Origin of the sequence: Sphingobium sp. LF-16 (assembly GCF_003711185.1) — a bacterium.
Classification (GTDB): Bacteria; Pseudomonadota; Alphaproteobacteria; order Sphingomonadales; family Sphingomonadaceae; genus Sphingobium; species Sphingobium yanoikuyae_A.
On the sequence record NZ_CP029335.1, the window covers coordinates 1,701,569 to 1,716,917 of the forward strand.

Annotated in this window: 11 protein-coding genes; 5 read left to right on the forward strand and 6 right to left on the reverse strand. The window is 66.5% G+C overall.

Going from position 1 to position 15,349, the window contains the following annotated elements:
- Window positions 1-18: 18 nt before the first annotated feature.
- Both DIZ22_RS07965 and DIZ22_RS07970 read right to left on the reverse strand, forming a co-directional pair.
- Window positions 19-1,191, reverse strand: a complete 1,173-nt coding sequence (locus tag DIZ22_RS07965) for a hypothetical protein (protein ID WP_048936897.1) — start codon at window positions 1,189-1,191, stop codon at window positions 19-21.
- Between the two features lie 89 nt (window positions 1,192-1,280).
- A complete protein-coding gene (locus DIZ22_RS07970; RefSeq protein WP_037511783.1) occupies window positions 1,281-1,583 on the reverse strand; it encodes an Hpt domain-containing protein in 303 nt (100 codons plus the stop codon).
- Window positions 1,584-1,664: 81 nt separating this feature from the next.
- Between DIZ22_RS07970 and DIZ22_RS07975 the strand changes: the two genes are divergently transcribed.
- Complete coding sequence (locus tag DIZ22_RS07975; RefSeq protein WP_122928087.1) at window positions 1,665-4,340, forward strand: hypothetical protein; 2,676 nt, start codon at window positions 1,665-1,667, stop codon at window positions 4,338-4,340.
- A 38-nt stretch (window positions 4,341-4,378) separates the two neighbouring features.
- On the opposite strand, the gene DIZ22_RS07980 is transcribed toward DIZ22_RS07975, so the two are convergent.
- Window positions 4,379-5,464: an anhydro-N-acetylmuramic acid kinase gene (locus tag DIZ22_RS07980; protein WP_122928088.1), complete on the reverse strand. Its 1,086-nt coding sequence runs from the start codon at window positions 5,462-5,464 to the stop codon at window positions 4,379-4,381.
- 55 nt (window positions 5,465-5,519) lie between these two features.
- Here DIZ22_RS07980 and tyrS point away from each other — a divergent pair, with 55 nt between their 5' ends.
- Window positions 5,520-6,737, forward strand: a complete 1,218-nt coding sequence (gene tyrS, locus DIZ22_RS07985; protein ID WP_048937046.1) for a tyrosine--tRNA ligase — start codon at window positions 5,520-5,522, stop codon at window positions 6,735-6,737.
- 76 nt (window positions 6,738-6,813) lie between these two features.
- Window positions 6,814-7,170 (forward strand): PilZ domain-containing protein, encoded by a 357-nt coding sequence (locus tag DIZ22_RS07990; RefSeq protein ID WP_037520412.1) that lies wholly within the window; start codon window positions 6,814-6,816, stop codon window positions 7,168-7,170.
- On the opposite strand, the gene DIZ22_RS07995 is transcribed toward DIZ22_RS07990, so the two are convergent.
- The 3 genes from DIZ22_RS07995 to recG all read right to left on the reverse strand — a co-directional run bounded on the left by DIZ22_RS07995 (window position 7,142) and on the right by recG (window position 11,123).
- Window positions 7,142-8,245, reverse strand: a complete 1,104-nt coding sequence (locus DIZ22_RS07995) for a mechanosensitive ion channel family protein (RefSeq protein ID WP_048936901.1) — start codon at window positions 8,243-8,245, stop codon at window positions 7,142-7,144. The two genes, DIZ22_RS07990 and DIZ22_RS07995, sit on opposite strands and share 29 nt — an antisense overlap.
- Before the next feature lie 63 nt (window positions 8,246-8,308).
- Window positions 8,309-9,007 carry a type II CAAX endopeptidase family protein gene (locus DIZ22_RS08000; RefSeq protein WP_048936902.1) on the reverse strand — a complete coding sequence of 233 codons (699 nt, stop codon included), beginning with the start codon at window positions 9,005-9,007 and terminating at the stop codon, window positions 8,309-8,311.
- Between the two features lie 52 nt (window positions 9,008-9,059).
- Window positions 9,060-11,123, reverse strand: a complete 2,064-nt coding sequence (recG, locus tag DIZ22_RS08005) for an ATP-dependent DNA helicase RecG (protein ID WP_048936903.1) — start codon at window positions 11,121-11,123, stop codon at window positions 9,060-9,062.
- An 87-nt stretch (window positions 11,124-11,210) separates the two neighbouring features.
- On the opposite strand from recG, the gene DIZ22_RS08010 reads away from it, so the two are divergent.
- Entirely contained in the window at window positions 11,211-11,477 is a 267-nt protein-coding gene (locus DIZ22_RS08010; protein WP_048936904.1) for a succinate dehydrogenase assembly factor 2, read from the forward strand.
- Window positions 11,478-11,611: 134 nt separating this feature from the next.
- Complete coding sequence (gene mfd, locus DIZ22_RS08015; protein WP_122928089.1) at window positions 11,612-15,088, forward strand: transcription-repair coupling factor; 3,477 nt, start codon at window positions 11,612-11,614, stop codon at window positions 15,086-15,088.
- Window positions 15,089-15,349 lie beyond the last annotated feature (261 nt).

Below are 15,349 nucleotides of genomic sequence, written 5' to 3' on the forward strand. Positions count from 1 at the left end.
CTCTCGATGCGACAAAAATCATCCGCCCCGACGCGACAGGATGATCGCCCCAATCGATCCGATCGCCGCCAGCATGGCAACGTCGAAACCAAGCGCCTCCGCCCCCGTCAGCAGAGCTAGCAGCAGCACCAGCAACGCGGTGCCGGGCGTGAAGATCATCCAGGCGCGCGCCGCCCCGGTCCGGCGCCAGCGATCGGCAAGCGTGATGATGCCCAGCAGCAACGCCAGATAGTTGGGCACCATCCCGCTGCCCGACAGCATCACGCCGATCAGCGCCAGCCCCGGCGCTAGAAAGGCGATCCAGCCGCTCGGCGGCCGGCGCAGCGCCATTTCATCCAGTCGATCGGCCAGTTCCGCCAGCAGCAGCGCCAGCAGCAACAGGCTGAGCCCGGTGCCCGGCCAGCCCAGTTCCAGCGGCATCAACGCAATGCCGGCCAGCGCGATCGAACCGATCCGCACCTGCATCGCCGGCACCTGGCTCCGCATCAATGCAGGGCCGAGCAGCCGGGCGAGCGGCCCGAACAAATAATGTTCGATCCCGCCGCGGCTGGACGATCCCGATCGCGTGCCGGTCGACATCACCGCCTGCGCGGCGAGGTCCGCCTGTTCCTGCCCGTCGACCAGCGCGACTCGGCCTTCCAGCAGATCATCCTGCGGCACGGTGATTCGCACCGCACCGCCCTGCACCGCCGATCGCACCAGCGTCAGCGCCAGATCCCAGTCACCGATCATGTCCAGCGTGCCGAACAGCAGCGCCGGATTGATCCGCGCCAGCCCGGCCCAGCGCTGCCCCGCATCGATCCGCTCGAACGGCGCACTGGCGCGGCTGTCGTCAGTGACCAGCAAAGCATTGCCCGCCTGCCCCGCCAGCGCATCATAATGGCCCTGCGCCACCACCGCGCCATCAGCCACCAGCAGCACATCCGCGTCGCGCGGCGCATCGCGCACCATCGACACCATGTCGCGGATCAGGGCGACGGCAATGCCGTCCGCGCTCAGCCGGTCGACCGCCTGCGAAATGGCCGGCGTGATGACGCTGACCAGGATCATGATCCGGTCCGCACCGGCCCGGACCGCCTGTCGCGCCTGATATTCGACCAGCGTCTGGCCGGCGAAATGCAGGGTGGCGCGAAGCGCTGCAGGCGAATCACCTGAAGCCCGGCTGGCACTGAGAATGGCCGCGAATGTCATATTGTCTGGAAACCGACCCGTTTTGATTGCGACGATCTTCTTGCAAGCCGAACGACGCAGCGCAAGCAGGCGCTTTCAAATCACCGGTTTCAGCCCTGCTGAAGCAGCGCGATCGTGCTGCGCAAGCGCTGCAAGGCGCGCGGATCGCCCGGCGCGGCCTCGACCGCCTCGTCCGCCAGCGCCATCAGGCTGGTCAGGCCGAAACTCGCCGCCAGGCCTTTCAAGCGCCAGGCCGCCAATTCCCAATTGGCGTCGCAGCGCGCCCGGCTCATCAGGTCGAGATGGCGCTCCGCGCTTTCAAGGAAAGCCACGCGCAGATCGGCGATCAGCACCGCGTCTTCGCCGACGGCGGCGGCCAATGCCGCATTAAGAGCGCCAGGATCATAGGACATGGGGACGGAAGCTATCGAAATTGCGTTAAGTTTTGGTAACAAGGCATTTGCGCAGACGGAAAAGATGATAGGATCACACCCATGAATGGGGGCAGCACAATCGTCGAATTCTGGCGAGACGAGGGAAACGCGACCGGCAACGCGCCGGCCGCGGATGACATCCTGCTATTGAAGCAGGCCGTACTGGACATTGATGATGCCCCTGACGACGCGCAGGGGGAAGGCGAAAAGCTGGTGCGCAACGCCCGGATCGGGCTCGGCCTGCTGGCCGCGCTCTGGCTCGGCTTCGCGCTCTGGGCAACGATCGTATCGGATCAGTGGCGCGCCGGCCCGGCCGCCTGGCCCGCGCTCGTCGCCACGCTGCTGGTGCCGATCAGCCTGCTCGGCATCGCCTATCTGCTGATCGTGCGTAACAGCCGCGCCGAATCGCGCCGCTATCTCGATACCGCCCATGCGCTGCGGACCGAGGCAGAACTGCTCGAACTGCGCCTCGGCCGGATCGCCGACCGGCTCGAATCCGCACGCCAGACGATGCAGGATCAGGCCGAACTGCTCGACAGCTATGGCGCCGCCGCCAGCAGCAATATGGAGGCATCGGCCGAACTGATCGCCGGCCGCGCCCAGACCACCGCCGATCGCGCCGAAAGCGCCGAGCGTGCTGGCACCGCTCTGGTCGCGCGGATGGACGCGCTGATCGCCGCCATGCCTCAACTCGAAGAACGGGCCGTGCGCATGGCCGCGCAGATCATGGACAATGGTCATGCGCTGGCCGAACGGATCGACACGCTCGAAGCGCGCCTCCACGCGCTGGGCGAACTGTCCGACGACACCCGCACCCGCACCCTGTCCGCGACCAAGAGCCTGTCGAGCCAGCTAGGCCAGTTGCAGGAGACGACCCGCAGCGCCACCGACGAGGTCAACGGCCTGGCCGACATCGCCGCCGGGCGGATCGAGACATCGGCGCAGAGCGCGCGCGCCGCCATGGACCAGACCCGGCAGGACATCGATGCCCAGTCGGCCGCACTGGACGTGCTGGTCAATCGCGTTGCCCTGTCGCTCGGCGAAACCAGCGATGGTGCGGTTCGCGCCCTCACCCAGGATCTCGATCTGGTCGAGGCATCGCTGCGCGGTCGCCTCGAAACCTCGATGGATCAGGTGCGCGACACGATGGAGCGCGCGCAGGAAGGGCTTTCGACCCAGCGTGCCACGCTGGAAGCGCTGGTCGCCCGTGCCCAGGCCAGCATCACCGCCACCAGCCAGAATGCGCTCGCCGCGCTGGGCCAGGATCTTGGCTCGATCGAGGACGATCTGCGCCAGCGGCTCGACGCCACCCTGCTCCAGGCCCGCGAAACGCTCGCCCTGACCGATGCCGGGCTGCGCGATCAGGCCGGCGCACTGGACAGCCTAATCACCCGTTCGCGCGACAGCATCGCCGCGATCGGCACCGATACCGTCGCCGGCCTTGCCGACGATATTGGCGAGGTCGAAAGCCGCCTGCACCAGATCAACGATCTGGTCGAAGGACAGCGCAGCCTGATGGCCGGGCTGCACGGCACGCTCAACCAGACGATCGACCAGGCCGAGGCCCGCTTTGCCGCCCTGGAGGATAATGCCCTCGCCCGCAGCCAGAAGCTGACCGACGCGCTGACCCGCCTGACCGAGGAAACCCGCCGGATCGACACGGCGCTGCATGACGGCGGCACCACCGCCGAAAAGCTGATCGGCAATGCCGAAACGCTGATGGTGGCGCTCGATTCGAGCGTTCGCGAACTGGATGAAACCTATCCCGGCGCGCTCGCCCGCTTCGACGCACGGCTGGAAACCAGCCGCGCCATGCTGGGCGCCGCAACGCCCGAACTGGAACGGCTCGAAGCCATTTCGGAAGCGCTGGTCGGCCGCACCCAGGAAGCCGAAGAGATGCTGCGCGGCCAGGGTCGCCGTCTCTCCGAATGGCTGGAGAGCACGCAAAGCGGCATCGAATCCAACCGCGAGCTGGTGGAAAAGCTGCGCACCGCGCTCGACGCCGCGCATGAGGACACGACCCGCATCACCGAAGGTGCCGGCCCGCTGCTCATCACCGCCCTGCTCCGCGTCAAGGACACCGCCGAACAGGCCGCCGAGCGCGCCCGTCAGGCGCTCGGCCGCGCCATCCCCGACGCGGTGCAGAACCTGGCCGAAGCCAGCGAGCAAGCGATGCAGCAGGCCGTCGGCGATCAGGTTTCGGCCCAGATCGAGAAGCTGGCCGATGTCGCGGAAGAGGCCGTGCGCGCCGCGCACAATGCTTCGGACCGGCTGACCCGCCAGTTGATGACGATCGCCGATACCAGCGCCGGGCTGGAACAGAGGATCGAGGAAGCCGGCCGCGCGGCCGAGGAACGCGATCGCGACCATTTCTCCCGCCGCTCCGCCCTGCTGATCGAATCGCTCAACAGCACCGCGATCGACGTCGCCAAGATCCTGTCCAACGATGTGACCGACACCAACTGGTCGGCCTATCTCAAGGGCGATCGCGGCGTCTTCACCCGCCGGGCGGTCAAGCTGCTCGACGCCGGCGAGTCCCGCGAAATCGCGCTCCATTATGACAATGACGCCGATTTCCGCGAGCATGTGAACCGCTACATCCACGATTTCGAGGCGATGCTGCGGATCATCCTGTCGGCGCGCGACGGCAATGCCCTGGGCGTCGCCATCCTCTCGTCCGACATGGGCAAGCTCTATGTCGCCCTTGCCCAGGCGATCGAGCGCCTGCGGCAATAAGGATCAGGGGCGGCGCCCGGTCGCCCCATCCCCCTTTTTCAGGGCTGGAACAACACGCCGCCGGTCATCGGTTCAGGCGCGCCGGTGGTGCCGGGAAAGCTGATCGGCAGGCCATTGAGGTGGCGCACGGCCATATAGGCAAAGCCCTGCGCCTCCAGCGCGTCGCCATCCCAGCCCAGTTCGTCGACCGAGCGGACATCGGCGCCGGTCCGCGCCGCCAGCATCGCCATCAGCGTGGCATTATGACGCCCGCCGCCCGCCACATAGATGCGCGCCGGCCGCTCGGGCAGATGGTCGACACCGCGCGCCACCGCCTGCGCGGAAAAGGCGGTCAGCGTCGCCGCCCCATCCGCCAGCGACAGTCCCTCGACCGGCGCGATGGTGAAGGCCTCGCGGTCGATGCTCTTGGGCGGCGGCGCGGCGAACCAGGGATCGGCCATCATCGCCGCCAGCCGCGCCTCGTCCACCTGGCCCCGCGCGGCGGTCGCGCCGCCCGCATCATAGGCCGCGTCGCCATGCGCCTGCATCCAGTTGTCGATCAGGCCGCTCGCCATCCCGGTGTCGAAGGCAACCAGGCTGCCGTCCGATCCAACCGCGGTGATGTTCGCCACCCCGCCCAGATTGAGGATGCCGACCGGCTTTGCCAGACCATCGGACAATGCCCGATGATAGACCGGCATCAGCGGCGCGCCCTGCCCGCCCGCGCGCACATCGGCGCTGCGCAGGTCGGCGACCACGGGAATGCCGAACGCGCCGGCCAGCACCGCGCCGTCACCAATCTGCCAGGTCCAGCGCCGCTCAGGCCGGTGGGCAACGGTATGGCCATGAAAGCCGATCACCCCGATATCCTCCGCCACATGCCCGCTGCGGCCCAGCATGTCGGCGATCGCATCGATATGGAAATTGGTAAGGTCCATCTCCACCGCCCGGATCAGCGGGTCCTCGCCCGGCGCGTCCATCGCCATTGCCCGCGCGCAGGCAGCGGCCAGCCGTTCGCGGAAATCATCGCTGTAGGGCTGGGCGTGGAAAATGATTGCCTCGGCCTGCCCCTCGCCGTCCGTCTCGATCAGCGCGGCGTCGATCCCGTCGCGCGAGGTGCCGGACATCAGACCGATTGCCAACATGATCGAAAACTCCGCCTCTTTTCCAGTTGCTGCCCCAATGCTACAGGCGCGCGTCATGAGCAACTATCAGTCCGATCTCCTCCGCCTGCTCGAAGCACGCGGCTACATCCACCAGCTGACCGACGCGGAAGGGCTTGATGCCATGGCCGCCAAACAGGTGGTGCCGGGCTATATCGGCTTCGACCCGACCGCGCCGTCGCTCCATGTCGGCCATCTCGTGTCGATCATGATGCTGCGCCAGCTGCAGAAGGCGGGTCACAAGCCGATCGTCCTGATGGGCGGTGGCACCGGCAAGATCGGCGATCCCAGCTTCAAGGATGAAGCGCGCAAGCTGCTGACCGTCGACCTGATCCAGGAAAATGTCGCCAGCATCAAGCGCGTGTTCGAACGCTTCCTGACCTTTGGCGACGGCCCGACCGACGCGATCATGGTCGACAATGCCGACTGGCTCGACAAGCTCGAATATATCCCGTTCCTGCGCGACATCGGCCAGCATTTCTCGGTCAACCGGATGCTGAGCTTCGACAGCGTCAAGCTGCGCCTCGACCGTGAGCAGTCGCTCAGCTTCCTCGAATTCAACTACATGATCCTCCAGGCCTATGACTTCCTGGAGCTGTCGCGCCGCAGCGATTGCCGCCTGCAGATGGGCGGATCGGACCAGTGGGGCAATATCGTCAACGGCGTCGAACTGGCCCGCCGCGTCGATGGCACCCAGGTGTTCGGCCTCACCACGCCGCTGCTGACCAATGCCGACGGGACCAAGATGGGCAAGACCGTGGGCGGCGCCGTCTGGCTGAACCAGGACCAGCTGTCCGACTATGATTATTGGCAGTTCTGGCGCAACACCGCCGACGCCGACGTGTTCAACCGGCTGCGCCTGTTCACCGATCTGCCGATGGATGAGGTCAACCGTCTCGCCGCGCTGCAGGGCGCGGAGATCAATGAGGCCAAGAAGATCCTGGCGAACGAGGCAACCGCGCTCTGCCGTGGCGCCGAAGCCGCCGCTCTCGCCGCCGAAACCGCGCGCAAGACCTTCGAGGAAGGCGCGTCGGACGCCAATCTGCCGACCGTTGCGCTCGGCGCCGAGGGGCTGACCGTCATCCAGGCGACCACCGGCCTTGGCTTTGCGACCTCCAACAAGGAAGTCCGCCGCAAGCTGGCCGAGGGCGCGATCAAGGTGAATGGTGAAGTCGTCACCGACCCCGCCGTCACGCTCAAGGTCGGCGACAAGCTGAGCTTCGGCGCCAAGAAGCACGGCCTGGTCACCGCCTGAGGACAAACAGGGTTTCAGTCGAGTTAACGCTACCAGGTAGGAAAGCCTCCACTTTCCGCCCGCTAGGCTGAAACCCATGTCCTCCTCGGTTTTCGCCAATCTTGGCCATGTCATGCGGTCGCGCGACCCTTCCGTCGATCAGCGGCGGGTGGCGCGCGACCTGGTCGACATGGTCAGCCATATCACAGCGGACGGCCGCACCCATGGCGTACGGATCATCAACATCTCGCCACTCGGCCTGATGTGCCGCACGGAAGAGTTGCTCGCGCTGAGCGGCCGGGTGCTGATCTGGCTACCGGTGCTCAAGGATCGTCGCGCTCTCGTCCGCTGGAGCGAGGAAGGCCGGATCGGCCTCGAATTTGTCGAGCCGATCCCGACCGCAGGCTATGACGCCATGATGGCGCTCATCCCGCCACGCCGGACCGCCTGGTAAAGGCTTCATCCCTCTCCAGCGTCTGACGCCCGCGCACCAGCGCCTCGGGCATGTCGGTCCGCAGGAAGGTCAGCATCGCCTCGCGCACCTCGCAGCGCAGGTCAAAGGCGATCCCAGCATTGCGCGCCGACAGCAGCCCACGCAGTTCCAGCGCATCGGCGCGATGGTCGGTCACCTGCAAGATCGCCACCCGCCCGTCCCAGCGCCCGTTCGCCTTCACCGCCTCGACGAAGCGCGCGCGGATCCGCTCGATATCCGCGGTCGGATCGACATAGAGGAAAACCGTGCCCAGCAGGTCCGACGTGCTGGTGGTCCAGTTCTGGAACGGCTTCTCCAGGAAATAGGATACTGGCACCACCATGCGCCGGTCGTCCCAGATGCGCACGATCACATAGGTCAGCCTGATCTCCTCGATCCGCCCCCATTCCCCTTCGATGATGACGACATCGTCCAGCCGGATCGGCTCGGAAAAGGCCATCTGGATGCCCGCGATCAAATTCTTGAGCGCCGGTTGCGCCGCTGCGCCCACCGCCAGCGCAGCAAGGCCCGCCGACGCCATCAGCGACACGCCGATCGTGCGCACGCCCGGAATGGCGATCAGCATCATCGCGATCACGAAGAAGCCGACAATGCACTGACAGATGCGATAGAGGATGCTGATCTTGGTGCGCTGCCGCCGCGCCTTCAGATTATCCTCGACGCTGATGTCGGCGCGTGCCTCCAGCATCGCCTTGCCCGCCCGCATGGCGCGAAACACCAGCCAGCCGACCAGCAGCGCGAATATCATCCGTGCCCCGATCGACCAGATATCCTCGATCCGCGGCCCCATCTCGATCGACTTGAGCCCCGCGCCCAGAGCCAGCAGCACCACCAGCCAGCGCGTCGGCTGGAAGATGGCCGGCAACAGCAGCGGCTCGATCCGCGCGCGCTTCACCAGCCGCACCGCAATCCAGTAAAGCGCGCCGTGAACGGCGAAGGCGACGACCACCGACAGCGCGATCGAAAGCGCGGCCATCGGCGTGATATGGGTCAGGCTGATGTCGGTCATGCCAGGGGCAACGCGACCGCCCCGCATTTTGTTTCGCAGATGCAGCAGAGATTGTGATCACGCCTTACAGGATGAAGCCTTGGCCGATCGCTACTTCCATCGCATGAATATGGCGGTGAAGGTCAGCGTGTCGATGACGCCGTGCAACAGGATCAACGGCCACAGATTGCGCCGGAACAACAGGAACATCGCCCCGAACGCCAGACCGATCCCACCAGTCATGATCGCCCCGCGCCACCCCTGATAATAGAAATGGCCATAGCCAAAGATCAGCGCGGACAGGAGTACGGCCATCGCTGCACCCACGCGGCCGGCCGGGAACAGCGCCTGCAACCGAGTGATCAGATAGCCGCGAAAGAACATCTCCTCACCAAAGGCCGCCGCGCTCCACACGATGCCGATCCACAACAGAAAATGCGGCAGGCTCCCCGCCACCGCGCCCCAGCGATCGGCTACGCCAGCGGATTCCTTCGCCAGGAACGCCAGTCCAATCGCCGGCCCGACGATTGTCACCAGTGCAACGACGATGGCAAAGGCCAGCAGCGTCAACCCCGCCTTGGGCAGGACCATCAGTTTGGCCCTCCATCCCGGCAGCGGGATCAATCCCATCGCCGACCAGCTCAGGCCGCAAAAACGCATATACAGCGTCAGCAGCAGCGACACCGGGCCGGCATAGCGCCAGAAGAGCAGGCTCAACCCATATTTGGCCAGCAGCGCGAAGCCGACAAAGGCCACGATCTCGACCGCAATGCCGCGTCGGCTCAGCTTTTGGATCGGTTCTGGCGTCATCGCCACGGGGTGTCCTATGCGAGCAATACTGTCAAGGGAACGGCCGCGCCGCTCACCCCCCCCGCAGCAACCCCACCGCGGCATCCTTTTCGAACAGATAGAGACAGGTGCGCGCCGCCTGTCCCCGCTCGCTGTCCAGCCCACCGTCGCGGTCGATCAGCAGATGGGCGTCGTCGCGCGCGGCGTCCACCAATGCCGACACATGTTCGGGCGTCGCGATCTTCAGCTCCGCCTCACCCGACTGGCGCGTGCCCAGCACCTCGCCCGCACCGCGCAGCTTCAGATCCTCCTCGGCGATCCGGAAGCCGTCATTGGTCTCGCGCATCAGCGCCAGCCGCGCCCGCGACGTCTCGCCCAGCGCATTGCCGCGCAGCAGCAGGCAGACCGACGGCTTGTCGCCGCGCCCCACCCGGCCGCGCAGCTGATGCAGCTGCGCCAGCCCAAAACGCTCCGCCCCCTCGATGATGATCAGGCTCGAATTGGGCACGTCGACGCCGACCTCGATCACCGTGGTCGCCACCAATATCTGGGTGCGATTGCCGGCAAAGGCCTCCATCGCCGCATCCTTGTCCGGCCCCTTCATCTTGCCATGGACCAGCCCCACCCGGTCGCCGAAGCGCTGGCGCAGCGTCTCGGCGCGCATCTCGGCCGCCGCCTGGTCACTTGTCTCGCTCTCCTCGACCAGCGGGCACACCCAATAGGCCTGCCCGCCGCCCTCGACATGGCGGGCTAGCCCCTCGACCACCTCGTCCAGCCGGTTGGCGGACATCACCAAAGTCTGGATCGGCTGGCGGCCCGGCGGCATCTCGTCCAGCCGCGACACGTCCATCTCGCCATAATAGGTCAGGGTCAGCGTGCGCGGGATCGGCGTCGCCGTCATCACCAGCAGATGCGGCGATCGCTCGGCCTTGCTGGCCAGCATCATCCGCTGCGCCACGCCGAAGCGATGCTGCTCGTCGATCACGGCCAGGCCCAGCGCCTTATACTGCACCTTCTCCTGAAAGATCGCGTGGGTGCCGACCAGGATGTGGATGCTGCCATCGGCCAGCCCCATCAGCGTCGCCTCGCGCACCTTCCCCTTCTCGCGCCCGGTCAGGATCGCGATCTCGATCGGAAGACCCGACGCCATCTTGCGCAGCGTCTCATGATGTTGCCGCGCCAATATTTCGGTCGGTGCCAGCATCGCGCCCTGCATCCCGGCCTCGACCGCGTTCAGCAGCGCCATCAGCGCCACCAGCGTCTTGCCCGATCCGACATCGCCCTGCAGCAGCCGCAGCATCGGCGTCGCCTGCGCCATGTCGCCCTCGATCTCGCCGATCGCGCGGCGCTGGGCACCGGTTGGGGCGAAAGGCAGCTTCAGCATCGCCCGCAGGCGCCCGTCGCCGCTGATCGGCACGCCGCGCCGCCGCCGCGACGATTGCCGCACCAGCATCAGCGCCAGCTGCCCGGCAAAAATCTCGTCATAGGCCAGCCGCTCGCGCGCCTGCGCGTCGGTCGGGTCGGCATGGAAACGCTCCAGCGCCGCGCGCCAGGCCGGCCAGCCCTTGCTCGCCAGCAGGCTCGGCTCGATCCATTCGGGCAGTTCGGGCGCACGGGCCAGCGCCTGCCCCACTAGGTCGCGCATCCGGTTGTTGGTCAGCCCTTCCGACAGGCCATAGACGCTTTCGCGCGCCGGCACGGTGTCGGCCTCCTCGGGCGGCAACACATAGTCGGGATGGACCATCTGCAGATTGTCGCCATAGGCTTCCAGCTTGCCCGACACGAATTTCGCTTCGTTGAGCGGCAACAGCTTGCGCGGCCAGGCGCTGTTGCGGCCGAAATAGACGAGGGAGACGGCATTGCCATGGGCGTCCAGCGCCTGCACCCGGAACGGCGCGCGCGCATTGCCACTGGCGCGATAATCGACCGGGGTCAGCATGATGCCGATCACCTTGCCGGCGTCCGCCATGTCCAGTTCGTCGATCAGTTTCCGATCGACATAATTGACCGGCAGGTGAAAGGCGACATCGACTGCCCGCGCCAGCCCCAGCCGTTCGAGCGGACGGGCCAGCGCCGGGCCAATGCCCTTGAGCGCGGAGATTTCGGCAAAGAGCGGATTGAGAATATCGGGTCGCATGGCTATCTGAGGCTTCTCTAACGCAGCCGGGACGGTCATTCAAATATCCGATCGGCTGTTTCGGCACGTCCGTTAAAGGAACAAATTGTGAACGACAACCCGCTGATGCGTCGCCTGAAATTCCGCGCCTGGCACCGGGGCACGCGCGAGGCGGATTACACGGTCGGCGGCTTCTTCGAACGCTACCATGCGACCTGGAACGAAGAGCAGATCGCCTGGTTCGAGCGTTTCATGGACGAACAGGATGCCGACATCATCGGCTGGGCGCTCGGCACCATCCCCGTGCCCGAAGAATGGAAGGGCCCGATGATGGACCAGTTCCTGAAGCTCGATTTCGTCAAGATCGAGAACTGAAGCCATCCTCCCCTGGCAGGGGAGGTGGCTGGCCGCAGGCCAGACGGAGGGGTGTCAACCTCTCGAGAGCGTAACACCCCTCCACCGGCTTCGCCGGTCCCCCTCCCCCCAAGGGGGAGGAAGGAAGTAGAAACATGACCGATCTCCAGAAAATCCTGAAGGCGAAGGCGCCGCTCACCTTGTCCGGCGTGCCGGCCGGCTTCCAGCCCTGGCTGCTGGCGGACATTGCCCGCGCGGCCCATGGTTCGGATGCGACGCGTGCCGTCTTCGTCGCCTCGGACGAGCAACTGATGCGCGCGGTCGCCGAGACCGCCCATTATTTCGCGCCAGAGATCGAGCTCATCGAAATTCCCGCCTGGGACTGCCTGCCCTATGACCGGGCCAGCCCCTCGCTCCGCACTGCGTCGGCGCGTCTTGCCGGCCTTCATGCGCTCCAGGCAAAACCAAAAGGGCCGCAGCTGGTCCTCACCACCCTCAACGCCCTGACCCAGCGCACCCTCACCCCGTTCCGCGTCCGCCAGTTGGTCGCGCGCCTCGCGCCCAAGGAGCGGATCGCGATCACGCGCCTCGCCGACATGCTGCAATCCAACGGCTATGTCCGCACCGACACCGTCCATGATCGCGGCGAGTTCGCCATTCGCGGCGGCATCGTCGACCTGTTCCCCGGCGGCGAGGACCAGCCGCTGCGCCTCGACTTCTTCGGCGACGAGATCGAGACGGTGCGCCGCTTCGACCCGACCGACCAGCGCACCACCGGCAGCGTCGACGGCTTCACCCTGCTCCCTGCATCCGAAGCGCTGCTCGACGAAGACACGATCAAGCGCTTCCGTGGCCGCTATCGCGAAACCTTCGGCGCGACCGCGACCGGCGACCCGCTCTATCAGGCGGTGAGCGAAGGCCGGCGCCTCGCCGGCATGGAACATTGGCTGCCTTTGTTCGAGGAAAAGCTGGTTCCGCTGACCGAGCATCTGGGCGATGACGCGATCATCGTCCGCGACCATGGCGTGGTCGGCGCAGCTGACTCCCGGTTCGAGGCGATCCGCGACTATCATGCCAACCGCATCGCCGCGAAATCGGCCGATCCAGGCGCCTATCGCCCGCTCGCGCCGCACGCCCTCTATCTCGACGCCGCCGAGTGGGATGCCGCCGCCGCCAGCTGGCCTATGCACGCCACCACCCCCTTCCACGAGCCCGAAAGCGCCACCGTCCTCGACTTCGCCGTCGACGGCCCGCGCGATTTCGCGCCCGAACGCGCGCAGAACGTCAATGTCTATGAGGCGGTCGGCAAGCATATCGACGCCCTGCGCCGCACCAAGAAGAAGGTGGTGATCGCCAGCTATTCGGCCGGCGCGCGCGAGCGTCTGTCGGGCCTGCTCGCCGATCATGGCGTCGCCCGCCTCGCCGCCGCCGACAGCTGGCAGGAGGCGCTTGGCACAGCGGCCGGTGGCAGCGCCGTCCTCACCGTGCTCGGCCTCGACCATGGCTTCACCGCGCCCGACGTCGCCGTCCTCACCGAACAGGATATGCTGGGCGATCGCCTCGTCCGCCGCGCCAAGCGCAAGAAGAGCGCCGACGCCTTCCTCGCCGAACTCGCCACCCTCTCGCCCGGCGACCTCGTCGTCCATATGGACCATGGCATCGGCCGCTATGAGGGGCTGACCCAGATCCCGGTCAGCAAGACCGCGCATGACTGCGTCGCCCTCTCCTATGCCGGCGGCGACAAGCTCTATGTGCCGGTCGAAAATCTCGAAGTCCTCTCGCGCTACGGCTCCGACAGCGAGGGCGTGAGCCTCGACAAGCTGGGCGGCGAGGCCTGGCAGCGGCGCAAGGCGCGGATGAAGGAGCGGATCCGCGAGATTGCGGGCGAACTGCTCAAGACCGCCGCCGAACGCGCCCTGCGCCCGGCCGAAATCGCCGAGCCGGACGCCGCCGGCTATCCCGCCTTCGTCGACCGCTTCCCCTATCAGGAAACCGACGACCAGGACCGCGCGATCGGTGATGTCATCGAGGATCTGGGCGCCGGCCGCCCGATGGACCGGCTCGTCTGCGGCGATGTCGGCTTCGGCAAGACCGAGGTCGCGCTGCGCGCCGCCTTCGTCGCCGCTATGGCCGGGATGCAGGTGGTGGTGATCTGCCCCACCACCCTGCTCGCGCGCCAGCATCACATGAATTTCATCGAGCGCTTCCGCGGCTTCCCGCTGGAAATCGCCCGTCTTTCCCGCCTCGTCCCCGACAAGGAGGCAAAGGCGACCAAGGCGGGCCTCGCCGACGGCACGATCGACATTGTCGTGGGCACCCACGCCCTGCTCGCCAAGGGGCTGGAGTTCAAGCGCCTCGGCCTCGTCATCGTCGATGAGGAACAGCGCTTCGGCGTCACCCACAAGGAACGCTTGAAGTCCCTGAAGACCGACGTCCATGTCCTCACCCTGACCGCCACGCCCATCCCCCGCACCTTGCAGATGGCCATGTCGGGCCTGCGCGAACTCTCGGTCATCCAGACCCCGCCGGTCGATCGCCTGGCGGTGCGCACCTACATCATGCCCTGGGACGGCGTCGTCATCCGCGAGGCGCTGCTGCGCGAACATTATCGCGGCGGCCAGAGCTTCTTCGTCGTGCCGCGCATCTCCGACCTGACCGAGGTCGAGGAGTTCCTGCGCACCGAAGTGCCCGAGGTGAAGCCGATCGTCGCCCATGGCCAGATGAGCGCCACCGATGTCGAGGAGCGCATGTCCGCCTTCTACGACAAGCGCTATGACGTGCTGCTTTCCACCACCATCGTCGAATCCGGCCTCGACATCCCCAGCGCCAACACGCTCATCATCCACCGCGCCGACCGCTTCGGCCTTGCCCAGCTCTACCAGCTGCGCGGCCGCGTCGGCCGGTCGAAGACGCGCGCCTATGCCTATTTCACCACGCCCGCCAACCGCATCATCACCGAAACCGCGGAAAAGCGGCTCAAGGTGCTGTCCGATCTCGATACGCTCGGCGCCGGCTTCCAGCTTGCTTCCCACGATCTCGACATTCGCGGCGCCGGCAATCTCGTCGGCGACGAACAGTCGGGTCATATCAAGGAGGTCGGCTTCGAGCTGTACCAGTCGATGCTGGAGGACGCGATCATGGACGCCAAGGCCGGCGGCGCCGGCCTCGAAGCACGCCGCGACAGCTTCTCGCCACAGATCAGCGTCGACGCGCCGATCATGATCCCGGAAGAATTCGTGCCGGATCTCGACCTGCGCATGGGCCTCTATCGCCGCATCAACGAGCTGGAGGACCGCCAGGGTCTGGAGGCCTTCGCCGCCGAACTGATCGACCGCTTCGGCAAGCTGCCCGCCCCGACCCAGAACCTGCTCAAGATCATCGAGATCAAGCAGAATTGCCTCATGGCCAATATCGCCAAGATCGATGTCGGGCCAAAAGGCGCGCTGGTCAGCTTCTTCGAGGATCGCTTCCCCAACCCCGCGGGCCTCGTCGCCTATGTCCAGCGCCTCGACGGCGTCGCCCGCCTCCGCCCGGACAGCAAGGTCGTCGTCACCCGCGCCTGGCCCGACCCCGCCGCCCGCCTCAACGGCGCGCTGCAACTGTCGAAGGGGCTGGCCAAGGCGGCGGGGTAAGCCTGCGCTCTGTTCCTCACCGCCGCGCGGGGAGAAAACGACCAGAAGCTGACATTCCTCCCCGGCACGGGGAGGTGGCAGCGCGAAGCGCTGACGGAGGGGCAGGAGCCTCTTAGCGCTGAGCTATCCGGCCTGTGCCCCTCCACCACTCGCTACGCGAGCGGTCCCCCTCCCCGTGCCGGGGAGGAATGTCTTGTTCACACCCATCCCGGCCATTGCCAATTCCCCTCTCCCGTGAACGGGAGAGGAAGGCGGCCGCGC

Bases quoted from the DNA above. Each gene is read 5' to 3' on its own strand.
- DIZ22_RS07965 (WP_048936897.1), bottom strand. From the start codon at position 1,191: ATGACATTCGCGGCCATTCTCAGTGCCAGCCGGGCTTCAGGTGATTCG.
- DIZ22_RS07970 (WP_037511783.1), bottom strand. From the start codon at position 1,583: ATGTCCTATGATCCTGGCGCTCTTAATGCGGCATTGGCCGCCGCCGTC.
- DIZ22_RS07975 (WP_122928087.1), top strand. From the start codon at position 1,665: ATGAATGGGGGCAGCACAATCGTCGAATTCTGGCGAGACGAGGGAAAC.
- DIZ22_RS07980 (WP_122928088.1), bottom strand. From the start codon at position 5,464: ATGTTGGCAATCGGTCTGATGTCCGGCACCTCGCGCGACGGGATCGAC.
- tyrS (WP_048937046.1), top strand. From the start codon at position 5,520: ATGAGCAACTATCAGTCCGATCTCCTCCGCCTGCTCGAAGCACGCGGC.
- DIZ22_RS07990 (WP_037520412.1), top strand. From the start codon at position 6,814: ATGTCCTCCTCGGTTTTCGCCAATCTTGGCCATGTCATGCGGTCGCGC.
- DIZ22_RS07995 (WP_048936901.1), bottom strand. From the start codon at position 8,245: ATGCGGGGCGGTCGCGTTGCCCCTGGCATGACCGACATCAGCCTGACC.
- DIZ22_RS08000 (WP_048936902.1), bottom strand. From the start codon at position 9,007: ATGACGCCAGAACCGATCCAAAAGCTGAGCCGACGCGGCATTGCGGTC.
- recG (WP_048936903.1), bottom strand. From the start codon at position 11,123: ATGCGACCCGATATTCTCAATCCGCTCTTTGCCGAAATCTCCGCGCTC.
- mfd (WP_122928089.1), top strand. From the start codon at position 11,612: ATGACCGATCTCCAGAAAATCCTGAAGGCGAAGGCGCCGCTCACCTTG.